Origin of the sequence: Streptococcus sp. 2342 (assembly GCF_013276795.1) — a bacterium.
Classification (GTDB): domain Bacteria; phylum Bacillota; class Bacilli; order Lactobacillales; family Streptococcaceae; genus Streptococcus.
Genome location: NZ_VMLR01000003.1, coordinates 83,306 through 106,867, shown reverse-complemented (window position 1 = coordinate 106,867; position 23,562 = coordinate 83,306). Strand labels below are relative to the sequence as shown.

Annotated in this window: 16 protein-coding genes; all 16 read right to left on the bottom strand. The window is 38.9% G+C overall.

The window, feature by feature from the left end:
• Window positions 1-154 precede the first annotated feature (154 nt).
• Complete coding sequence (locus tag HT689_RS03110; protein ID WP_050390559.1) at window positions 155-1,039, bottom strand: SPFH domain-containing protein; 885 nt, start codon at window positions 1,037-1,039, stop codon at window positions 155-157.
• Window positions 1,040-3,399: 2,360 nt separating this feature from the next.
• Window positions 3,400-4,905 (bottom strand): zinc ABC transporter substrate-binding lipoprotein AdcA, encoded by a 1,506-nt coding sequence (gene adcA / locus HT689_RS03105; RefSeq protein ID WP_173224956.1) that lies wholly within the window; start codon window positions 4,903-4,905, stop codon window positions 3,400-3,402.
• 9 nt (window positions 4,906-4,914) lie between these two features.
• Complete coding sequence (locus HT689_RS03100) at window positions 4,915-5,721, bottom strand: metal ABC transporter permease (protein ID WP_049535472.1); 807 nt, start codon at window positions 5,719-5,721, stop codon at window positions 4,915-4,917.
• Window positions 5,714-6,418 carry a metal ABC transporter ATP-binding protein gene (locus HT689_RS03095; protein ID WP_001269496.1) on the bottom strand — a complete coding sequence of 235 codons (705 nt, stop codon included), beginning with the start codon at window positions 6,416-6,418 and terminating at the stop codon, window positions 5,714-5,716. Before HT689_RS03095 ends, HT689_RS03100 begins: the two co-directional genes overlap by 8 nt.
• Window positions 6,418-6,858 carry a zinc-dependent transcriptional regulator AdcR gene (gene adcR / locus HT689_RS03090; protein WP_001249314.1) on the bottom strand — a complete coding sequence of 147 codons (441 nt, stop codon included), beginning with the start codon at window positions 6,856-6,858 and terminating at the stop codon, window positions 6,418-6,420. The genes HT689_RS03095 and adcR overlap by 1 nt, the downstream gene beginning before the upstream one ends.
• A gap of 192 nt (window positions 6,859-7,050) precedes the next feature.
• Complete coding sequence (locus HT689_RS03080; RefSeq protein WP_173251449.1) at window positions 7,051-7,755, bottom strand: acylneuraminate cytidylyltransferase family protein; 705 nt, start codon at window positions 7,753-7,755, stop codon at window positions 7,051-7,053.
• 232 nt (window positions 7,756-7,987) lie between these two features.
• Entirely contained in the window at window positions 7,988-12,607 is a 4,620-nt protein-coding gene (locus HT689_RS03075; RefSeq protein ID WP_173251451.1) for an SIALI-17 repeat-containing surface protein, read from the bottom strand.
• An 89-nt stretch (window positions 12,608-12,696) separates the two neighbouring features.
• Complete coding sequence (locus HT689_RS03070; protein WP_173224946.1) at window positions 12,697-13,941, bottom strand: glycosyltransferase; 1,245 nt, start codon at window positions 13,939-13,941, stop codon at window positions 12,697-12,699.
• Window positions 13,934-15,526 carry a glycosyltransferase family 52 gene (locus tag HT689_RS03065; protein ID WP_173224943.1) on the bottom strand — a complete coding sequence of 531 codons (1,593 nt, stop codon included), beginning with the start codon at window positions 15,524-15,526 and terminating at the stop codon, window positions 13,934-13,936. The genes HT689_RS03070 and HT689_RS03065 overlap by 8 nt, the downstream gene beginning before the upstream one ends.
• Before the next feature lie 631 nt (window positions 15,527-16,157).
• Entirely contained in the window at window positions 16,158-17,426 is a 1,269-nt protein-coding gene (dltD, locus tag HT689_RS03060; RefSeq protein WP_173224940.1) for a D-alanyl-lipoteichoic acid biosynthesis protein DltD, read from the bottom strand.
• Window positions 17,419-17,658, bottom strand: coding sequence for a D-alanine--poly(phosphoribitol) ligase subunit DltC (dltC, locus tag HT689_RS03055; protein WP_000351967.1), 240 nt, complete (start codon window positions 17,656-17,658; stop codon window positions 17,419-17,421). Before dltC ends, dltD begins: the two co-directional genes overlap by 8 nt.
• 13 nt (window positions 17,659-17,671) lie before the next feature.
• Entirely contained in the window at window positions 17,672-18,916 is a 1,245-nt protein-coding gene (dltB, locus tag HT689_RS03050) for a D-alanyl-lipoteichoic acid biosynthesis protein DltB (RefSeq protein ID WP_173224937.1), read from the bottom strand.
• Entirely contained in the window at window positions 18,913-20,463 is a 1,551-nt protein-coding gene (gene dltA / locus HT689_RS03045; RefSeq protein WP_173224934.1) for a D-alanine--poly(phosphoribitol) ligase subunit DltA, read from the bottom strand. Before dltA ends, dltB begins: the two co-directional genes overlap by 4 nt.
• 20 nt (window positions 20,464-20,483) lie before the next feature.
• A complete protein-coding gene (locus tag HT689_RS03040) occupies window positions 20,484-20,615 on the bottom strand; it encodes a teichoic acid D-Ala incorporation-associated protein DltX (RefSeq protein ID WP_000813667.1) in 132 nt (43 codons plus the stop codon).
• A gap of 331 nt (window positions 20,616-20,946) precedes the next feature.
• A complete protein-coding gene (locus HT689_RS03035) occupies window positions 20,947-21,651 on the bottom strand; it encodes an MIP/aquaporin family protein (RefSeq protein WP_173224931.1) in 705 nt (234 codons plus the stop codon).
• Between the two features lie 70 nt (window positions 21,652-21,721).
• The gene (gene glpO / locus HT689_RS03030; RefSeq protein ID WP_173224928.1) at window positions 21,722-23,548 is read right to left on the bottom strand and encodes a type 1 glycerol-3-phosphate oxidase; all 1,827 of its coding nucleotides are present in this window, start codon (window positions 23,546-23,548) and stop codon (window positions 21,722-21,724) included.
• Between the last annotated feature and the right edge of the window lie 14 nt (window positions 23,549-23,562).

Sequence of the window (23,562 nt, the reverse complement as noted above, 5' to 3'; positions counted from 1 at the left end):
AGTCTATATTCACAAATCTTTCTAGTTATTCCCTTATCATTCCTAATTAAAGTAGACAATATACAATAATTTTTAGTTAAATGTATATCAATGTTCTTTGTTTTTCTTAACAAACGTAATACAAAAAGAGCCTGTTGCCAAGCTCTTTAATCTATTATTTCTTTTCAGCGCGAAGGGCTGACAAGATTTGTGTACGGATATCATCTACACCATTTGGAGTATTTGGTAAAAAGATGGTTTGATTTCCTTTTGCAGCAAAGGTGTTCAAGGTATCCAAATACTGGTTGGTCAAGAGGATTGACATGATTTGTTCTTCTGTCATACCAACATTGGCTTCCTTGAGTTCGGTGATAGACTCTGCCAATCCATCCACAATCGCCTTACGTTGTTGGGCAATCCCCACACCATGAAGGCGGTCTTTTTCTGCTTCGGCTTCAGCTGCAGTGACAATTTTAATCTTATCGGCTTCTGCCAATTCTTGCGCTGCGACCCGCTTACGTTGCGCTGCATTGATTTCATTCATGGATTGCTTGACTTCTGCGTCTGGTTCAACCTTAGTAATCAAGGTTTTCACGATAATATAACCATAAGTAGTCATTTCTTCTGCTACTTGGTGTTGAACTTCAAGGGCAATCTCATCTTTTTTCTCAAACAATTCATCCAAGGTTAATTTTGGAACAGAAGAACGAAGGGCATCTTCGATATAAGATTTAATCTGAGATTCTGGACGCATGAGTTTATAGTAGGCATCTGTCACGCTCTGCTCGTTGACACGGTACTGAGTCGCTACATTCATCATAACGAACACATTGTCCTTGGTCTTGGTCTCAACCACAATATCGCTTTGCAGCAAGCGCAACTGAATGCGTGCTGCAATCGAGTCAATCCCAAAAGGTAAGCGAATATGAATACCGCTATTGGCAACCTTTTGGTATTTCCCAAAGCGTTCAATAATCGCCACCGACTGCTGACGAACCACATAAACTGTACTCAGTGTGACTATCAGCAATAGGAGCACACAAACAATCAGAAAAATCATGAAAAATATTGCCATAATGGAACCTCCACAAGTATTTTTCTAGTATTATAGCACATTTAAAGAAGGCTGTGCCGTTTTTACTGCGATTTTTCCTGAAATGTCAATAATTAGAGGTGAATTGTCACATTGTCGTCTAATCTCTTGCTAAAATAACTGGTAAGAAATTAGGTGCACCATGCCAGTTCTTTCTAGACCACCCTTATTTCGATTTTAAACAATTAAGAGTCAAACTGGAAACAGACAGATATTGAGCTAATGTAAATCTGTTTGTGACAAATGTTTTTAATATAATGTTTTATCCCTCAAGTTAATGAAGGAAGTTGTTATATATAGCAATTTTACTCACAATGTAAGTTAGTTTTAATATACAAGCTACCATACTTCAAGAATTAAGCAATGTTGATGATATAAATTTATTGTGGTATACTATTTTTGTCATCGGTTACCGATTACGTTCCTATGGGTTCGTGAGAGGAGGTAAAACTAATGAGCCTTATCATAGAGCTCGCTCTTACTATTATAGCGGATGTCATCGCAGGAATTATCCTGTATTTCGTCTGCAGATGGCTAGATAGTAAGGAGTAGACCGAGTGACTAGCCTATCAACACCCGTTAAAATCGCTAAGATACGTCAAAAAAGCCCTTAACTACGGCCATAGTTAGGGGCTTTGGTGTTCTAATGAACCTTACCAATTGACTATATTCTAGCATATAAGTCCTAATATTTCAAGCATTAAGTAAGGTTGATGGTCTAAATTTATTGTGGTATACTATTTTGGTCATCGGTTACCGATTACGTTCCTATGAGTTCGTGAGAGGAGGTGAAACTAATGAGCCTTATCATAGAGCTCGCTCTTACTATTGTAGCGGATGTTATAGCTGGAATTATCTTGTATTTCGTCTGCAGATGGCTAGATAGTAAGGAGTAGACCGACTGACTAGCCTATCAACACCCGTTAAATCGCTAAGATACGTCAAAAAAGCCCTTAACTACGGCAATAGTTAAGGGCTTTGGTGTTCTAATGAACCTTATCAATTAACTATATTCTAGCATATAAGCCCAGATATTTCAAGAGTTTTATTTATTTTTTAAGTTCCCTTAGATATCTGAAAGGTCTAAAGTGAAACGGAATAAGTAATGTCTAATCCCTTTAAAAGACTCACAAAAACATCATTGCAGTGAACTGCACTCCAATAGTTCAAGAATTAAGCAATGTTGTTGATATAAATTTATTGTGGTATACTATTTTTGTCATCGGTTACCGATTACGTTCCTTGCGGTTCGTGAGAGGAGGTGAAACTAATGAGCCTTATACCTGAGCTTGCTCTTACTATTATAGCGGATGTTATAGCTGGAATTATCTTGTATTTCGTCTGCAAATGGCTAGATGGTAAGAAGTAGACCGAATGACTAGCCTATCAACACCCGTTAAATCGCTAAGATACGTCAAAAAAGCCCTTAACTATGGCACTAGTTAGGGGCTTTGGTGTTCTAATGAACCTTATACACTAATTACATTATAGCATATAAGTCCTAATATTTCAAGCATTAAGCAATGTTGATGATCTAAATTTAATGTGATATACTATTTTTGTCATCGGTTACCGATTACGTTCCTTACGGTTCGTGAGAGGAGGTGAAACTAATGAACCTTGCCCCAGAGCTCGTTCTTACTATTGTAGCGGACGTCATAGCAGGAATTATCTTGTATTTCGTCTGCAAATGGCTAGATGGTAGGAAGTAGACCGAATGACTAGCCTGTAAACACCCGTTAAATCGCTAAAATACGTCAAAAAATCCCTTAACTACTGCAATAGTTAAGGGATTTGGTGTTCTAATGAACCTTGCCTATCGATTTTATTCTAACATACAGGTCCAGATATTTCAAGAGTTTTATTTATTATTTAAAATTCCTTAGTTCTGAAAGGTATTTGATTTTTCATCAATTCATTTAAAAATACTATACAAATTTCTTACATTTTCCATAAGTGTGATATAATGGACTCAATAAGATAACTTGTGAAGGATAAACGCTGGGTCCCAGAATGGGGTAGACTGAAAGGTTGAGCATTCCTATGTGCCTGGGGTTATCTTTTTATTTTGATTTTTTTAAGGCTCTCTACAAAGTTTAGAGGGTCTTTTTCTATTCCTATAGAATATACCAAAACACCCCTTAACTATCGCACTAGTTAAGGGCTTTGATGTTCTAATGAACCTTATCCATTAAAATCATTCTAACATACAGACCCCGATATTTCAAGAGTTTTATTTATTGTTTAAAGTTCTGAAAGGTCTATAATGCAGTTAGCTATCTAGTACCCAAAAACCGACTAGCTCTTATGAACTAGTCGGTTTCTCATCAATGCGCCAACATTTCTTGGGCAATTTCTTGGCCAGATAGGTTATCTGGGTAGTAGGTTGGCCAGTTGTCCATTTCTTCAAAGAGGGCTTCTTGGCTTGTGCCTCCAAAGAAAATATGGAAATGTTCTGCCTTAACTGGGGCGATATTGTGGTCACTAAACTGAACATACTTGAACTGTCCAGCGTCCGCATCCGTTGCTTCAAAGAGGAAGCGCACGCCACGATTGCCTTTCTTGTAAGTCAAGATTTTCTTACCCACATACTTGTAAGTGTATTTCTTGCTTTGTCCACCTTGAACAAATTCCATAGTATTATCAGTAATGTTAATCTTAGTGACATCTGTCTGATAGCCTTTTGTATAGTAGGCCTTGTACTCTGCCTGAGTCATCTTACCAGTCAACTTAGCCTTGTAGTCAAAGACTTGGTCAAACGTACCATCTTCAAGGAAAGGATAAACTGATTGCCAGTTACCTGCATAGTCACTCAAAGTGCGGTCCTTGACGTCTGCATCCTCAAAGTAACCATTTTGAACTGTCTTGGTATCCTCTGCCTTTTCAGGTTCGATAGCTGGACCTTCTTGGTCTGTTGTTTGTTTTAGAGCCTTGAGGTTTTTCTCCATGATAGAGATGTAATTTTCTCCCGCCTTGGTGTCCTCTTCTGTCAGACTTTCTAAAGGATTAAGGACATCTGTTTTGACACCTGCCTCTTTTGAAAGTGTGTTAGCAAGGGCTTGTGAGGCATTTTCTTCAAAGTAGATATAGGCGATTTTATTTTTCTTGACGTACTCTGTCAATTCTGCCAGACGTGCAGCTGATGGCTCTGCATCTGGAGAAAGTCCTGAGATAGCGACTTGTTTGAGCCCATAGTCTAAAGCGAGATAGTTAAAGGCTGCGTGTTGCGTTACAAAGCTCTTTTGTTTGGCTTGAGACAAGCCTTCTGCATAAGCCTTATCCAAGGCTTGTAATTTTTCGATATAGGCAGCAGCATTCTTCTCAAAGGTCTCTTTTTTATCAGGATAATCTGCTGACAAGCTATCACGGATGTGCTCTACAAGTTTAATGGCACGAACTGGTGATAACCAAACATGGGGGTCAAACTCATGGTGATGGCCTTCTTCGCCATGGTCATGGTCTCCCTCTTCTTCCTCACCACCTGGCAAGAGCAACATATCACCTGTCGCCTTGATGGTTTTCACTTTTTTCTTATCCAAAGTATCTAGCAATTTAGGAACCCAAGTTTCCATGTTTTCATTTTCATAGACAAAGGTATCTGCATCTTGGATTTTGGCAACTGCCTTGGCAGACGGTTCATATTCATGGGGTTCTGTACCAGCACCGATGAGAAGTTCTACATTAGAAGTATCTCCTGCTACTTGCTTGGTAAATTCATAGACAGGGTAAAAGGTTGTCACGATATTGAGTTTGCCATCTGCTTGCTTTTGATTGGAACAAGCCACTAAAAACAAGGCACATAGACTGGCTAGTAATAAGCTAATTTTTTTCATCTTAGTCTCCTATTTGATAAAACGTCTTACTAAACTGATTAGTAAAAAGACAGTTACAAAAATAATGGTAATACTTGCACTTGCAGGTGTTTCTGCATAGTAGGAAATGTAAAGTCCTGCTACCATTCCCAAAAATCCAATAGCACTGGCAAGCAGCATAACCGATTTAAAGTTTTTCCCCAGACGCAGGGCAATACTAGCTGGTAAGACCATGATAGTCGATACCAAAAGAGCTCCTGCAGCAGGAATCATAAGGGCAATGGCCACCCCTGTCACCATGTTAAAAAGAATGGACATGGTACGAACAGGCAAGCCATCCACAAAGGCCGTATCCTCATCAAAGGTCAGGATATACATTGGACGAAGGAAGAGGAAGGTCAAAATCAAGACAACCGCTGCAATGACAAAGAGGGAAATAACCTGCTCCTCACTGATAGTCACGATTGAACCAAAAAGATACTGGTCCAAACTCATAGAACTCGAGCTTTTACCCTTGCTCATAACAATCAGAGAAACAGCCAGACCTGTTGACATGAGGATAGCTGTCCCGATTTCCATAAAACTCTTATAAACCGTACGGAGATACTCCAGAAAGATCGCCGCAATCAAGACAATGGCAATAGTAGAAATAGTTGGAGAAATCCCTAGTACCAGACCAAAGGCTACACCTGAAAGCGAGACGTGGCTGAGGGTATCACTCATCAAACTCTGACGGCGCAAGATAAGGAAGGTCCCCAATACTGGCGAGAAAAGACTCATGGCAATAACGGCCAGAAAGGCACGTTGCATAAAGTCATAAGATAACAAACTAAGCATGGCCCACCTCCTGATCATTCTCATGAACGTTGAAACAACGCCATGGCGAGTCTTGGTTACGGACTAGATGAATATTGCGGTCCGCATAGTCCTTAACTTCTTCAGGGTCATGGGTAATCATCAAAACAGCCTTGCCATGATGATGGGCGCTGTGGTGCATGAGTTCGTAAAATTCGTTTTTACTTCCTGCATCCATCCCCGTTGTCGGCTCATCTAGGATAAACACATCTGGATCCGAAGCAAACATACGCGCAATCACCGCTCGCTGCTTTTGTCCTCCAGATAGAGACCCTAAGCGTTTGTCTCGGTGTTCCCACATACCAACTGAGTCCAAACTAGCCTTGATATGCTCCTCATCATGAGCATTCAAACGACGGAACCAACCCTTTCGTGGATAGCGACCGGACTTGACAAATTCATAAACCGTACTTGGAAAACCAGCATTAAAACTGGCAATCTGTTGAGGAAGGTAGGCTATTCTCAATTTCTTACCCTGCGTATTTGTCTTTGAAATGGTCACCTTTCCAATGCGTGGTTGGAGAATTCCAAGACTGGCCTTAATCAGTGTCGTCTTAGCTGCCCCATTCTCCCCCGTCAAGGTAACAAATTCCCCACTATCAACACTATAATTGATATGTTCAAGAACGGGCTCCTTATCATAATAGAAGGATAAATCCTCTACCGTAATATATCTCATTATTTGATTTCTCCTACTAAAGCAGTCAAAAACCGCTGGATCACTTTTTGTTCATTTGGAGTAAACTGAGTCGCCACTTGTTCATAGGTTAAAAGTGTATGCTCATGGTGATGATGATGCTCCTCAGCGATTGGACGAGCCAAATCAGTCAACTGATAAAAAATCACACGCGCATCCTTAGGATCTTTAGACGTTTCCAACATCCCTTCCTTGACCAAAGACTTAATGGCCTTGGTAACTGCTGCCTGACTGACATTGAGACGACGCGCCAACTCTGAATTGGTTAAAGATTCCTCTGACAAGAGCATGAGAATATGCTCCTGAGTATTGGTCAGAGCCACCTCGCTAGTGCAATGACCTATTAGGATTTCATGCTGATTTTCTGCCTGTAAAATCACCTCATTCAAAAAGCCATCGATATCCTTCGCTAGCTGTCTCATATCTGACTCCTTTCCTTTTGAACTTCTCTTTTTAAGAGAAAAATACTATTCTTTGACATTTTGTTTACCAGTTAATTATATCACAAGCAAAAAAAGAGTCAAGAAAAAACGTAAAAATCGGCTTCATTCTTGAACTCTTCATAGGATGGTCAATCTTTGTGCGCAAGTTTATTATAGTAACAATGAGGCATTTTATCTTATTTTCTTACCTAGGTAGTGGCGTTGTAACAAAGTCTCCACGACTTCAAAATCCAACTCATCATCGATATCATAAGAATAGAGCTTTGGCATTTCATAAGCTACTGTCTTATCTGTATAAAAGCTCTCATCCCGTAGGTAAAGACTCTTACGAGAAATCCAAATACTTCCGTTGGGATAGTAGTAAAGAGGCTCTTTCTGACGAGCATAGTGCTTGGAAACTTGAAGTGGACGGATAAATGGCGACTCTTCCAACTGCAAGTAAAGACTACGACTCTTGTCTGCCTTGACACAGGAAATCAAATGATCTGCTCCAGACTTGCAGTAGAGTTGATAGGATTCGGTAAGGTGATCTACCTCTCTCAAGGGTGAAGTCACCTGTAAATTAACGAATACTTGATTCTCTTCAAAGGGTTGTAAAAAATCGCATAAAGTTGCTAGACTAGAGGTTGTTGACAAGGCCAGTTCTTTTGGTCTGTGGACACAGCAAATCTCTGGATAGACTTGACGACAGAGTTCCAGATAGGTGGGAGAATCTGACGATACCCATATTTCACTAAATAACTTGGAGGCTAGAGCGACCTCTATCGTATAGAAAACCAAGGGTTTGCCTGCAAGTGATTTAATATTTTTATCCACTAAGCATCGAGATCCAGAACGAATCAGAATAATGGCTATCGGTTTAGATTTTTCTTTCATCTAACCTTCCTAGAAATAAGATAAAAACGGATAGAGTAATGATAGGATTAGCAACACTTTTCAATCACCTTATTACAACACCAAATCAGAAAATACTAACAATCTCATCAAGCACAAGTCCTCTTATTTTATCCCTCTTAACATAAAAAGTGGAGAAGACAGTGATTGTCCTCTCCAAATTTTAGCTAACACCAACCTACTACAGTTGATAAATCAATATTTTGAGCAAATACTATTCACTATCCTTCTTACGTAGAACAAGGCTTAATCCACTCAAAATGCCAACAAATCCAAATGCTGCTAAGGTTGCATTTGACTCAGTACCTGTATTTGGCAATTGAGATACTTCCCTTGATGGAGCTGGATAAGTACTTCCACCAGAATGATAAGTTGATGGAACTGAGTTATTCGGAACTTTAGGTGTTTCCGGATTTTCGTTTTGTTGAGGGGTAGGAGTAGGTGTTGGTGTTGGAGTCGGTTCTGGCTTAGGCTCTGGTTTCGGTTCCGGTTTTGGCTCTGGCTTAGGCTCTTCAGGAATCTTCAACTCTGGAATGTCCACAACTGGAGGATCTAACGGAACCACTCCACCGTCAAACTCAGGAACTTCTACTTTTGGAGCATCCATTTGCATTACATATTGGTAAACAATAGTAGTAACACCTTCTTTAACCAGTCCTTTTTCCTCAATCGTATTGTTGAACTTATCAGAAGCTGGAAGAACACGTTTCAATCGGAATGTCACTCCATCCACTTCAATCGTTTGTGGTGGTGTCACCGCATACTCTTCACCAGTCGCAGTGTATGTAGTCTCTGCCTTATCGCCCGTAATTGTAGTACTTGCTTTAGCTACAACTACATTATCTTTTACAACAACATCTGATGCAAGGAAGTTTTCATTAACATCTACAAATTTAACGATTACTGTTCCTTTTTTATCTTTTTCAGCATCATCTACTTTTCCATTGTATTCTGGCACTTCCTCTTTTGGTGGGAATGGCGGAATAAATGGTTCTACTTCTTCTGCGTATTGATAAATAACCGTTGTTGTTCCTTCTGGAATTTTACCTGATTCTTTATCTGAGTTTCCTAGAGTTGTTGACACTGGTAGTACTCGTCGGTAAATATATTTCTTACCGTTAAATTCTATTGTTTCTTTACGATTTTCTACTGTGCTATATTCTTCATTTGTTGGTGTGTATGTTGTTTCGGCATCACAATCAGCATAGACTTTTGTCGTAGCTTTTTCTACTACTACATTATCTTTAACAGTAACTGCAGTGTCAATTTCATTTCCTTGAGCGTCTACATACTTAACAACTACAGAACCTTTTTTATCTTTCGCTACATCGTGTTCGATAATTTCAGGATTTTCACGGTATTTTACAATTTCACTACTGTCAGTTGATTCGTGTGTTACTGGTAATTCTGCTACTTTTTCTTTGTCTACAGAGTATTTATCGATTTTTGGTGATACTACTTCAGCAAGTTTTTGTTCTTTAGTCCATTCGCTTGTGTATACTACTTCACCGGTTCTACTATTGATTTCTTCACTTCTTGTGAAACGTGCATTTTGGTTAACAGGAGTAGATGCCTCTTGCCCAGCTTTTGGTCCATTTTCGTAAACGTAAGAGATATTACGTTTCACTTCTGTTAATAGACCTAGATCTTTGTATGAACGGTTTTGTGGATCATTAGGAATCTTATCCTCTGGTTTTGGAGGAGTATTATCCCCTTCATTAGGTTTAGTGGGATCAACTGGAATGATTTCATCGTATTGATAAACAACTGTTGTAGTTCCTTCTTTCACCTTACCAGTTTCTTCTACTACGTTGTTGAAATTAGTATCTACTGGTAATACGCGATAGAATGTGTATTTCTTACCACCCACTGTTATGATTGTTTGTACTTTATTGTTTTCAGTACTGTAATCTACATCGTTATTTGTTACTTCATCACGCGTTGATAGAACTACATCACCTGACTTAGTCGCGTATGTTTTCGTTGTTTTAATAACTGCATCTGTTACTACATTTTCAGCATTTTTGATTTCATTACCATTAGCATCAACGAATTTAACAACTACAGAACCTTTAGTATCAACTACTTTAGATGGTGTTGTTTCTTCTTGTTTATCTAACGTATAGCTATAAATAACGTGTTTTTCACCTTCAGTCACATCACCAGTTGCTGAAGCTGAGTCAGATGTTGGTCCTACATATTTATAAACTAAACCTGTAGCTTCATCTTTTAGCGTCGGATATTGTTTATCCGTTGTGTCATAGTTTTCTGTTACTGTGCGTTTTTCTGTGCGTTCAGAAACCTTCACTCCTTTTGAGTAAGTTACATAAGTGTCTTCATACTCTAGAGGAACATTATTCTTCACTACTTCTGTTTCTTTTAATGTTTTCAAGCTTCCATCTTCGTTGATTACAACGTGTTTTACATCAACTGAACCTGTTTTTGTAACTTCTGATTTAGATGGGGTTTTCTCTTCTTCACTTACTAGACGGTATTCGTAAACAACTTCTGTTGTTCCTTCTACTACTTTTCCACTAGCTGCTGGTGATCCTTGTTTTAGACCTACATACTCATATGTATATCCCGTTTCAGCATCTACTAGCGTCGGATATTGTTTATCTGTTGTGTCATAGTTTTGTTCTACAGTTGCAACATCTGTACGTTCACCAACTTTTGTTTCACCTGAATATAGACTTACAATCGTTTTTGTTTCTAGCGTTACATTTTTTTTATCAGTTTCTGATTTCAGTTGTTTCCCATCAGTTGTGACATACTTGATAACTACGCTACCTTGCTTAGAAGCTCTTGCTTCTCCTGCTTCTTCTTTTGTGATTTTTTCCCTATAATAATGAGTTACGACTGGTTTTGCTTCACTCATTACTTTATAAGCACGAATCGGAGTAATCACTTCTTTTGTAGTGTAGGTTGTTTCATTATGAGTTGTTATGTCTTTAGTACTAAAGAAGCTAATCTTATCATTATCAGTTATAGTGTAACGTTCGTTTGTTCCTTTTATTTCCTCATCTGTATCACCTTTATACACCTTAAATTCCACAGATTCTTCAGGTGATACTACTGTAACTGTTCCATCTTCTTCAACTGTTACAGTTCCTTTTTTAGTTAATTCATTAAATTCTTGGTTTCTTACAAGTGTTTCAATAAGCTCTCCCGTCATATTTTCTTTTGTGACAATTGCTACGTATTGAAGTTTAATTTCTTCGTTATTAAAATATTCTGCACTACCATTATCCGATGAGTCAGAAGTTAAAAATGTGAACACTCTTGTACTTATTCTGGTTTTTTCAATAATACCATCTACTTCTTTAGTCGTATTCTCTTTTTTAATTGTGAAGTCTCCGATTATATTTTCAATATCCTTCTTATAAGACTTCCTTTCTGGATCATTATCAAAAAAACTATTTCCTAAATTATAACCATATTCAACACTATTGTCCCCCTTTTTTATATAACCTATATCGATATTTTTACTTTTCTCTTCAATAAAATTATCTAATCCTTCTTTAGCAGCTATTACCTTCGCTAAACCTGCTTCATCTCCAAAATCTCTAGCTTTTTCTTCGGCATATTTCAGCAATTCGTAATAAAAGTGATAATCATTCTTTAAAATGTCAGCTGGCCTAGCATTTTTTAATTCTGAATCACCTTTCTTTTTTCCTTTGAAGTAGTCTTGGCCGTATTCTATATTATCTCCTTCGGAATCATTCAGTTTATAAAGCCTATCTATTTCGTCCACTTTTTCATCATCCGCGGTTCCAAATACCCCATCAGCACCTGCTCTATAGAATTCACTTGATACATTCTCTTTCTCATCAAGCAAGTATGTACTCGCCTCAAATTTGGTTAGAGCATATGTTAGATTCTCAACTTCAAACGATGGCGAATGATATTTTTTAGTAGTTGTTACTTTCTTATTATCACCCACCGCATACGTGTCTTTATCCATTACAAGGACTGTATCACCTTCTTGAAGGGTTACATTTTCTTTCCTGAAATCTTTGGCATCAGCTTGGCCAGCTTTCCATTTTGTAACGGCATCTTCATCGCTAGTTACACCATTAGCTTCTACAAATTTTCCGTATTGTCCATCAGCTATTTCTTCAACTAGATAAACTTTCCCTGTTGTTTTTGTATAATCGATTTCCCCTAGTTTATTGTGCATTCCTTCTGGAGATACTCTTGCTTCGATGTTGTTGAAGCTTTTTTTTTCATAAGTTGCTTTATCAGCACCCTCTACTTCAGAACGAACGTATTCATAAACCTTGTTATTTGCTTCTACTGTATCTTTTTTACCCGTTTCAGCTGTTACCTCAGCTCCTGTTTTGGCTACAGTTGATTCACGATAGTCTTTACCATCAGTATCATAAGCAATTCCTTTTTTATCATAAGGAGTTGTTACTGTACCTTTTTCACCTTCTACTGTTTCTGTTTTCAGTAATGACTTGTCAGACTCAAGTTTATAATTGACGGTTGCTTCTGTTTTGAAGTTTACTGTATCATTACCGTCCACATCACCTGTGTTTTGATTCGCTTTTGTTGGTTCGGCTACATCTTTTCCTAATACTGCATCCACTTTTACAGTTTTAGAATTTTTATCATCTGTGAATGTTGTAGCTGATGTAGATGCTACTTTTGAAGTATCACTCACTACTGTTGCTGTGTCTGTACCATTTGATGAAACAGCTGCAAATACTGGACTTGCACCAATGGATAAAGCCACACCTGTCGCTAAAATTGTTGCCCCAATAAGTTTAGAATCTGTACGTCCATCTTTATACTTACGAAGGGAAAATTTTTCTTGTTTATTATGAAACATAAAATACTATTCTCCAAAAAATTCATTGTTTTTCGACGATTTAATATATATATATATTAAATCGATGTATTATCATCTATTATAGCATTTTACAGAGATAATGTAAACTTATATAACTCCAAAGTTTCCCTCTTTTGATAGTCTTTAGCAAAGGTTGCCGATGCATAACGGCCTTCTTTTTGATAAGCATTTAACCACAAGATTAACTCTCCAATGTCACCAAATGTTGTGACAACTTTAGATTGATTCTTGTAGTATCTGTGAGCTAAATCTGTGTCCGACAAGAGACAGACCAAGCCCTTGGCAGATGCTTCCACAGCCGAATTAGCAAAACATTCACTCATAGAACACGATAGATAGCCTCGGTGTTTCTCATAAGGAACTTCTTCTAGAAAACCTGCATAATGGACATTCAGCGGTAAGTCTTCCTGTCTATAACCTTTAGGTAGGTTTCCATAAATCGTTAGCTGACTATCAGGAACTTGTCTAAAGGCCTCGATAGCCCATGCACAACGTTTCACCATGGTCATATTACCAACGATACACCAATCGGTAACTGTTGCATATTCTTTTTCCAAAACTTCATCCACAAACATTGGAGGTAAAAAGCGAACCTTATCTTTCCCTATCATCTGCTCTAAAACAGGACTTGCAACGATATTCTGACACCAGCCTTGTAAGACAAACTTCATCATAGGGTCTAAAATATTGTAATGGGTGTAAGCAAATAATTTCCGGCCTGTATTTTGGAAAAATTTTCTCAATTGAAGAGGATATTCATTTACCATATCAATGATAAATCGATCATCTATCGTAGAATGATTAGCTAAATAAAGACTAACTAATTGCCATTGCGTATAGGTTTCTCCACTTCTTAGGTTTTGATAAGAATGGTAATTTCCAGCTACATCTCCCTTTAGTAGCTCTCCTTTACTATCATAAAGGGTAAATTGTTCTTCTTGACAATGGAAGCGATAAAGCAATTGAGAAGTATAACATTCAATATCGCCATTTTCATAGTGGACCAAACCTACATATCCTTTATTTGTATACTCTACGTCGGTAACATTGCTTAGGTCTTGCACAAATTCTTTTGGGACACTCGGTTTTTGTCTAGCCAGGTCTGACTGATCAAAAATAACATGATAGAAGTTTTCAAAGCCAAGCTTTTCCAATGTTTCTACAAAATTCGCTACAAAATTCCCCAAATTTGTTAAAACAATTTCTTGCTCTACTTGCAGACTTTTAAAAATTTCTTGACGTGCCAATTGACTTCTTTCAAAGCCATAGATATTGATAGGAAGATGTTCCTTTATAGTAAACACTTTAGTCATGTTTCAATACCTCCTCTAACGACAGCCCTCGACTTTTAGCCAATCGTGATCTAAAAGCCATTTCTCGTCTATGCTGATTTGATAAGCGATAATAGGTTGTAACAGTATTGAGAATGAGAGCATTATCCTTTGTGACCAATCTCGCCCATAAGTGCCAATCTTCCATTCCATCAAAGTCAGAATGATAACCTCCTGCTTCATCATATGCAGAACGCTTAAAAATGACAGTTGAATGGTTAAATATATTTCGGTAAGCAAGGTATAACCATAACAACTCTCCTGATAATTCATTAAATTTGTTGTATATAAGCTTATCAGATAGTTTATCCTCTTCAGCAATCACTTTAGCTCCAATAATATCTAAATGACTTTCTTTTTCTAGTCTATATAATAGTAAGCCTAAATGCCATGGAGCCCACAAATCATCAGCATCCTGTCTAGCTATATACATACTATCGCTTTTAGAAATTCCAAAATTCAAAGCTTTTGAAATTCCACCGTGTTCTTTTTTGAAATATTTGATTCTTGGCTCCCAATGATAGGATTTACAAATTTCTTCTGTTCTATCTGTAGAACCATCATCAACGATAATTAAATTGAAATTTTCATGAGTCTGATTTAAAACAGATTCAATTGAGAGTTGAATAGTCTCTTCATTATTGTACGTAGGCATAACAATATCAACCTGTGTACCTGATTGAGATACATTTTGATAGGGTACACCCAATTTTGCAAAAACATCTGATTCATGAGTTGTTAAAAAAGTACGATAACCATGAACCGATACTCCTTCTATATCTTTTATCAATAAAAGTGCTGTCGAATAAAAACTATGAACCTCAACGAACTCATATTCCTCTAGCAAAAGATAAATTTCTTCTTCAAAACAGAACCTAGTTTCTTTGAATTTATCTGGTGAGACATTCAAAGGAATTCTAGGGTGAGGATAGTAGTAATCAATCTTCTTTTCATCTAAAATTTTTGAAGTCAATTGTCTAGTGATTTCAAAAGATTCCTGATAAGGGAGAGAGGCTAAAAATTGCCCCAAAAAAACACTTATTTTTTTACCATTCTTAGCTCTATGAAAATCAATTGGTTTAATATCAAGCTTTAAAAAGACCTGTTTCTCTTTTGGAAAGAGAATGCAATCCTCAAATACCGTATAATGTCTAGTTGAAAATGACAGGACCTCCCTCATAGTAAAATGTGTAGCTTGAATCGTCCTGTCAAGACCTTGTGTATAGAAATTAAGCGGCACAATTGAAGTACTACCATCATCAAAGCTATACAAATTCATCGTACTGGGATTAAATAGATTAAGCGCTACAGGATTATCTAAGCTCGCTAAATAGATATTACTGACAGACTTCCCTTTTAAAGCTTCCCGCATATCGTCTAAAACAGTTTTTCCTTCTAAAACAATGACTTCCTTACAAAATTCCTTCATCCGTTCAGCATAGTAAGTCTGTCTCTGATCATCTGACATCTTTAGATAAATCCCAATAAAATCTTCTGAAACAGTCTGAACGACTTCTTTTGCGACTAAAACTTGAAATGGGGACGTGCAAAAGATTATATTTTTCAAATTTATCTCCTTAAAATTTTTTACAAGTAGATTTTTTTGTCTAACAGGACTTAGAAACATTCGCTTCATAATCATAGAATCATACAAAATCAATCATTTCAACTTATACTCAATGAAAATCAAATAGCAAACTAGGAAGCTAGCCGTAGGTTGCTCAAAGCACTGCTTTGAGGTTGCAGATAGAACTGACGAAGTCAGTAACCATACCTACGGTAAGGCGACGCTGACGTGGTTTGAAGAGATTTTTGAAGAGTACTATATTTAAATACACTGTTTCTAAGTGCTTCTTACCTAAAATTATAGCATATGATAAGTCTTCTCTCCAATAAAAGAACAGTCAAGTAAATGCTAATATAATATTCTGAAGGAGCTCCTGTTTCCAGATTCTCTGATAATACTTTCAATAAGTAAAATGAAAACAGGCAGAATAATCTGTGATAGCCTAAAGATTAATAAAAAGAATCTGGGACAAAAGTCTAACCTTAAATATAAAAAGCGAACAAACGAGTTTTCTGACACTCAGAATTCTGTCTTGTTCGCTTTTTTATCTAATCTATCGATTTTAGAAATTTATAATAAAGAATTCCTAAAATCAAAATCTTTTTGTCCCAGCCTCCACTTCTATATTCACCTATTGAAATTCCTTGACATCTCCATCATAAGTCGCCCAGTCTTTGCTGAAAAAGCACTCATTCAGATGGTAAGTCGGAGCTGGGGTTGGATTGGATAGGAAAGGATCAACTGCCTTGTCAAAAGCCAACCAACCCAACCAACCAAGGTGAATGGTGTCCTTCATAAAGAAAGGCTCCCCGCCATCCTTAGAAAAATCTGCTATATTGGTAAAACCTTGACTTTCTAACTGGTAGCGAATCTTCTGCACCGTTTGTTGGTACATATCCTCTCGTAGACCAGCGTAGTCCATCCATTTTTTATTAACAGGTGGAATGATAAAAATCGGGTTGACCTTAGATTTAGAAAACTGGGTTAAAACCAACTGCAAGTCATTATACTCTGGCGACTTGAGATAGGTAAAGCTTTTCTGAGAGTCCTTTAATTTCTTCAGATCCTTCTTGATCTGCGTATTATAGAAATAATTTTCCATTCCCAGATTATTATTGGAAGTATTCTTTTCAGCATCTGCTTTAACAATATCTTCTATAGCTTGATAAGAAAACTGGTCTGGCAAGGTCTTTAAATACTTAACTACATGCTTATCATAATTGACATAGCCTCTAACTGAAAACTGACCAAAAAAGGAGGCTTGGCGTTCATTAAACCGAGCCAATAATTCAATCATTTCATTGTCTGCCGTCGATAATTCTTCTTTGCTTGCCAACTTCTGAACCAAATCCTTCATAGCTACGTTTGGGAACTGCTGTAGTAAGCGAGTCGCTGCATATTGACTAGCCTGATCTCCAGATTGATGTTCCAAAAAACTGGTCAACTGGTCTCCATTAAAATACTGCTGAAAAGCTGCTGGCTCATAGCCATTTTTACTGAACCACTGAGGTGAGATAACATACACAACTTGTTTATTCTCTAGCTGTGGCAACATCTGTTGCATTCCAAAATACTGGTTAAGCGATGCAGCTCCCCTCTGTCCTAAAAGATACGGACGGTAGGAGCGATTGTATTTCTCAGCTAATACCGCAGGATGAGCACCGTCAAAACGAAGCCATTCACTAGAGCCAAAGAAGGGAACAAAACGCATATTTGGATCAGATAGTGCTCTGACTTTTTGACTTCGCTCCTTAAAACTATCGATAGTAGTAGCCACCGCTGAACGCTTTTCAGCTCCTAGATTATGATGCATCTCAGTAGGATAAAAGAAAATGAGCAGAAAAACCAACAAACCAGCTATCAAGACCGGTCCGAAGATCGTCCATAAGCGTTTAAGCATTTTGTAGCTCCACAATACCAGCTATGATTTTATTAGCTGTATTCCAGTCATCGCGACCAAACTCTGTTACAGGGACACGAATGTCAAAACGGTTCTCAATCTCCACAATCAACTCAACCGTTCCCATACTATCCAAGACACCTGCATCAAAAAGATCTTCATCCATCATGTCAGAAACATCTTCCATAAACAACTCATCAATAATTTCGATAACTTCTGATTTGATATCCATATTTTATTTCCTTTTATTTTTTAAACCATAAATCATTCAAAAATCCAGAAAAGATTAAGAATGACAGCATGACGACATGGAAGGTGACAACCATGCCAAGCAACTGAATCCAGCGATTCTCAGGTAGAGCAGCTTTCCCTGCTTTTTTCCACTCCTTATTGAGCGTTTTTTTCTTGCGAACCCAGGCATCATTGATGACCAGTCCAATCCCATGAAAGAGTCCATAGGCGATGTAGTACCAGGTCACACCATGCCAAAATCCCATGATTAGCATATTGACAACGTAGGCCACACTTGAGGTTACATTACGATTTTTAAAGACCTTCTTTCTGGTCAATACCATGACCATCCGCATAAACACAAAGTCACGGAACCAGAAAGAAAGACTCATGTGCCAACGATTCCAAAACTCCTTTAAATCCCTTGATAAAAAGGGCTTGTTAAAGTTAATGGGACTACGGATTCCCATTAAGTTTGAGATGGCTAAGGCAAACATAGAGTAACCTGCAAAGTCAAAGAAGAGCTCCAGACCAAAGGTATACATAACCGCTAAAGCATAGAGGTTAAAGAAACCACCTGATTGCAAGGCTAAATTCTTCAGAGGAGGCAACAAGGTCTCTCCTAAAACATGAGCTAGGATAAACTTATACAAAAAGCCCCACATGATATAGCGAACAGATTCATCCAGCATATCCATCAACTCATCCCGCTCAGGAATGGTCTGATAATTTTCATTAAAACGCTTAAAGCGATCAATTGGACCACTTGAAAAAGTCGGCATGAAGAGAAGGAAACGGAGGAATTCCCAGAGGGTAAAATCCTTAATCACTCCATCTCTCAGCTCGATGATAATCCCAACCGAACGAAAAGTCAGGTAGGAAATCCCCAAGAACCCAAGCAAAGACTGCGTTCCATTGATAGCCGGTTGCACCTTGACAAAGATAATCGGAAGTAGGGACAGAAAACTAACTAAGTAAAAGACCCACTTGCCATCCTTGCTTTTTCGATAATGCTTGTAGAAAAGCAGGAGCAATATTTCCCAGCAAAGGTAAATACCCAAGGCAACCAATTGATTGGTCTTTCCACCCACCAACATGGTGACGATAAAGAAGAGGCTAACCAGCACTTCATACCAGGCGAAGCGTTTCTTGAAAAAGAGACCAATAAAGATGGGCAAGGTTGCAGCAATCACATAGACAAAATACTGAGGATTGCCGTATGGCTCTAAATGAGGAAGCTGTTGAAAGAACTCCATCATCTCTTATTCACCTCGTTAATCAATCCTTTGATATCAATTTTTCCATTTGGAGTCAGTGGCAAACTGTCTCGGTAAAGGAATTTAGACGGCATCATGTAGGACATCATGATATCTGTTAAATCTTCCTTGATGGCCTTGGTAATATCGATATCACGCTCAAACTGTTCATGAACACCATCTTTTAAGATGACATAAGCCAGTAGATTTTGCACCTTGTGGTCCTTGTTATAGCGTGGAACTGCGACAGCAGACTCGATAAAACGAGACTTGTTGAGGTTTTGAGAGACATCTTCTAACTCAATGCGGTAACCATTGAACTTAATCTGGAAGTCCATACGTCCACCGTAAAGAAGTAAGCCCTCATCTGTCATGGTTCCCACATCGCCTGTGTGATAGGCTGGCAGACCTTCAAACTCAAAGAAGGCTTCCGCTGTTTTTTCAGGATTGTTCATATAGCCTTTTGAAACAGCTGGTCCAGAAACAATGATTTCTCCCTGTTCACCACTTGGCAGTTTATTGCCGTCCTCATCAATGATAAAGGTTGGAGAATCAGCCTTGGTATAGCCGATTGGTAGGCGTTTGAGAGTCGCTAGCATCTCATCTGTCACAGCAACTGCTGACAGGGCCACTGTCGCTTCTGTTGGGCCGTAAGCATTGATAATACGGGCATTTGGGAAACGCTCGCGCAGTTTTTGAGCCGTTTTAACCGTCAATTCTTCTCCATCAAAGTAGAAATGCGTGATGCCGGGCATTTTCTCGCTATTAAAGTCTTCAGACAACATAGCCATATCTGCAAAGGAAGGCGTTGATGTCCAGATAGCGATTGGCAATGAAAAGATAGTCGCAAAGAGTTGCTTAAAATCCTGAGTAATAGCTGAAGGAAGAGCGAAAAGCGTACCACCAAGTGCCAAGGTCGGTGCCCAGTACATAACAGACAAGTCAAAAGAATAAGGTGGCTGAGCCAGCATTTGCGGACGACTTGGCGTCGCAAATTCCTTATCCGTAATCATCCAGTTGGTAAAGCTGAGGAGGTTATCATGTGAAATCTGCACTCCCTTAGGCTTACCAGTCGTACCAGAAGTAAAGATAATGTAGTAGTTATCATCGCGCTTGACTGGATGCGTGATTTCATAGTTATTCCCTTGGGCAAAGGCTTCTTGAACCTGAGCTAGATTCATCATAGGTGTCGAAACCTGCTCCAATGGAAAATCTGAGATGGCAATAATCAAGCTTGGCTCTGCTACTTCTAAAATAGCTGAAACTCGCTCCAAAGCCGAATGGCTGTCAATGGGAATGTAGGCATGTCCTGACTTAGTCAAAGCCACAAAAATTGCCAACATTTCATATTCTTGGCCTCCAAAAACAACCACAGGAGACTTCTCTGGTAAATCCAGTTGATCGATGGCTACAGCCAAACTATCCGAATCAGCCTTCAAATCTCCATAAGTGTGTTCCTGTCCCAAAACATTATAAACAGGATAGTTAGGCTGTGTCTGAGCAAAATGCTCAATGGTTTCAATCATATCTACTATTGGTTTATTTGACACAATAGGAATTCTCCTTCAAGTTAAAATTCATTATAGATAAAGCTTCCTTGACCCTGACCAAGATAGCTAAAGAAGTAAAGCAGCCCTAGAAAGATAAGAAAATACAAGGCTGTCCGACCAAGAAAGAGGTACAATTCTTTTCTCTGTTTCATCAAGAAAAACCATTCATTTCTGTAATTTTTGCTAAATAAGATAGACTCTTACTAGCTTATTTTTCTACCATTGTACCACTTTATATAGTATTTTTTCAATTGTTTACCGTATGTTTTCAATAGATTTCAGTTTATTTTAAGGATTATGCGGTTTTTCTATGTATATTTTTAAAAAAGAGCCTGAGATTTCCATCTCAAGCTCTATCAAAATAATTGTTTTCTAATACTCAATGAAAATCAAAGAGCAAACTAGGAAGCTAGCCGCAAGCTGTACTTGAGTACGGTAAGGCGACGCTGACGTGGTTTGAATTTGATTTTCGAAGAGTATAAACTAGAAAAGTGAGAATACAAGCACTGCCAAGGCTGCACCAATAACAGGACCCACAACAGGAATCCAGGCATAAGACCAGTCTCCGTCTCCCTTGTTTGGAATTGGCAAGATGCTGTGCATGATACGAGGACCGAGGTCACGCGCAGGGTTCAAGGCATATCCTGTTGTCCCACCTAGTGATAGACCGATACCGACAATCAAAGTCCCCACTGCAAAGGTTCCGATACCTGCCTGAAAATCGTAAAGACCCAAAGCAAAGATTGTCAACACCAAAACAAAGGTTCCAAGGATTTCGCTAACCAAGTTGGATACTGTGTTCTTGATTGCTGGTCCAGTACTAAAGGTTGCCAGGATATTGCCTGCATTTTCTTCTGCATCATAATGCGGTTTGAATTGCAACCAAACCAAAATCTGAGCCACCATAGCTCCTGCGAACTGAGCTAGGATATATGGGAATACTGAAGCCCAAGGCAAGTCACCTTTTAAGGCTACACCAAGCGTCACAGCTGGGTTTAAGTGTGCAGGACTAAGTTTGCCAGATACAAAGACGGCAATCGCAACGGCGATCCCCCAACCCATAGTAATCACAATCCAACCTGCATTGTTGCTCTTGGTTTTAGGAAGAACCACACCTGCTACAACACCATTTCCTAGAAGAATTAGGATTAAAGTCCCTAGAAATTCTCCAAATAATTCATTCATCATCTTTCTGTCTCCATTAAAAAGGAGGAGAGGGTAGACTAGGAGTCCGGCCCGCCACCTCTTTTATTTTTTCTTAATTTTTTAATTCTGCTAAATCGTTGTTAGCAAGAGCTGATTCGACATCAGCACGGTAAGCTATTTTTTCATCTTCTGTCCATTCATAGAATCGTCCCATTTCATTCAAAACTGGCTCAACGATGCTATCCAAACTATCACGCATAAAGAGCATGTGGTTGGTACGACGAAGGAGGAAGTCAACTGGGCTCAGAGCCAACTCATTGCGCATTGCATAGTGAAGGGACAAGGTATCTGCCAAGCTGAGTCCTGGTGCTTGTTCCAAGCTATGAGCGAGAGCAAAGACTTTCGGTGCATTTGAACCGTAGAGATTTGCTAGGTAATGAGCTTCCTTGCTATCCAAACCACGTGACACTCCAAGTTGCGCAAAGGCTTCGATTTCTGAGTCCACATTTGCTGGGTTCAATTCTCCACCTGAAACAGGGTAAGTCTTAGAATTGATGAGTTTAAAGCTACGGTCAAATTCTGTTTTGAGGATGTCAACCACGCGCTCCATAGCTCCTTCAGCCATTTTACGGTAGTCTGTGATTTTACCACCAGCAAGGGTCAAAAGACCATTATCATCACGGTCCAAGCTAGAACCACGAGAAACTGCAGATGGGTCCAAGTGTTTCTCAGAGGTACTGCTTTCAAGCTTGCTGACAGCAGACTCAACATCTTCACGCGTTTTTTCTTTAGAAAGATAAGATTCAACAGTCGCAATCAAGTTGTTAAAGCTTTCGTCACTAATGGTACCGTTATTTCCGCCATTGTAGTCAGAAGCGCTATTGCCTGCGATCAATGGACGAAGACCTGCCCAGCTGCTTTCGATATCATCAATGGTGATGTTGGCTTCTGGGAAGCGATTATTGACAATGCCAAGTAGATAATCTACATCTTCCTGAGTCACTTTTGGATGTTCCAAATCACCTGTGTAGTCTGTATCCGTTGTACCAAAGTAAGTCTTGTTTTCACGTGGGAGAACAAAGACCATACGACCGTCACCCAAACCTGTGTCAAAGTAAACTGGCTGTGACACCTTGATCTTGCTTGAATCCACTACCAAGTGAACTCCCTTAGTTGGACGCATTTGTGAGAATTGTGTTCCCTTATTAGACAAATTGCGTACCTTGTCGCTCCAAGGACCTGTTGTGTTAATAACCAGACGGGCCTTAATTTCAAAGACTTGGTCTGTCAACAAATCACGAGCTACGACACCTGTAATCTTGCCACTTTCGTCAAAGAGGAAGCCTTCTGCCTTCACGTGGTTGGCAATGAGGGCACCGTCTTGGTTGGCACGTTTGATATTTTCAATCACGAGACGCGCATCGTTGTTACGGAAGTCAAGGTAAACCCCACCTCCTACCAAACCTTCTTTCTTCAAGTTTGGTTGGCGTTCCAAGACTTGATCCTTGCTCAAAACTTTGTTAGCAGCTGGCGTATTGTTAACCCCTGCCAAAAGGTCGTACAAATCCATGGCTACTTTCAGACGGAAGAGACTAAAGGTCGCTCCATCTTCATCGTAAACTGGCAAGAGCATTGGATCTGGTTTTGGAATGTGTGGAGCAATTTGTTGTACCACTGCACGTTCTGAAACCGTATCTGATACTACTTCTACGTCAAATTGCTTAAGGTAACGAAGACCTCCGTGAACCAATTTTGTTGAACGGCTAGATGTTCCTTCTGCAAAGTCTTGCATTTCAATCAAACCAGTATCTAGACCACTAGCTGCTGCCTGTAAAGCTACACCAGCCCCTGTGATTCCTCCACCGATAATCAAGAGGTCTAGGGTACGTTCCTGCATTTTTTTAATTGATAATTCACGTGTTTTCTTTGAAAATTCCATATTTACACACTTTC

Coding starts and splice junctions, on each gene's coding strand:
- HT689_RS03110 (WP_050390559.1), bottom strand. CDS start 1,039: ATGATTTTTCTGATTGTTTGTGTGCTCCTATTGCTGATAGTCACACTG.
- adcA (WP_173224956.1), bottom strand. CDS start 4,905: ATGAAAAAAATTAGCTTATTACTAGCCAGTCTATGTGCCTTGTTTTTA.
- HT689_RS03100 (WP_049535472.1), bottom strand. CDS start 5,721: ATGCTTAGTTTGTTATCTTATGACTTTATGCAACGTGCCTTTCTGGCC.
- HT689_RS03095 (WP_001269496.1), bottom strand. CDS start 6,418: ATGAGATATATTACGGTAGAGGATTTATCCTTCTATTATGATAAGGAG.
- adcR (WP_001249314.1), bottom strand. CDS start 6,858: ATGAGACAGCTAGCGAAGGATATCGATGGCTTTTTGAATGAGGTGATT.
- HT689_RS03080 (WP_173251449.1), bottom strand. CDS start 7,755: ATGAAAGAAAAATCTAAACCGATAGCCATTATTCTGATTCGTTCTGGA.
- HT689_RS03075 (WP_173251451.1), bottom strand. CDS start 12,607: ATGTTTCATAATAAACAAGAAAAATTTTCCCTTCGTAAGTATAAAGAT.
- HT689_RS03070 (WP_173224946.1), bottom strand. CDS start 13,941: ATGACTAAAGTGTTTACTATAAAGGAACATCTTCCTATCAATATCTAT.
- dltD (WP_173224940.1), bottom strand. CDS start 17,426: ATGCTTAAACGCTTATGGACGATCTTCGGACCGGTCTTGATAGCTGGT.
- dltC (WP_000351967.1), bottom strand. CDS start 17,658: ATGGATATCAAATCAGAAGTTATCGAAATTATTGATGAGTTGTTTATG.
- dltB (WP_173224937.1), bottom strand. CDS start 18,916: ATGATGGAGTTCTTTCAACAGCTTCCTCATTTAGAGCCATACGGCAAT.
- HT689_RS03040 (WP_000813667.1), bottom strand. CDS start 20,615: ATGAAACAGAGAAAAGAATTGTACCTCTTTCTTGGTCGGACAGCCTTG.
- HT689_RS03035 (WP_173224931.1), bottom strand. CDS start 21,651: ATGATGAATGAATTATTTGGAGAATTTCTAGGGACTTTAATCCTAATT.
- glpO (WP_173224928.1), bottom strand. CDS start 23,548: ATGGAATTTTCAAAGAAAACACGTGAATTATCAATTAAAAAAATGCAG.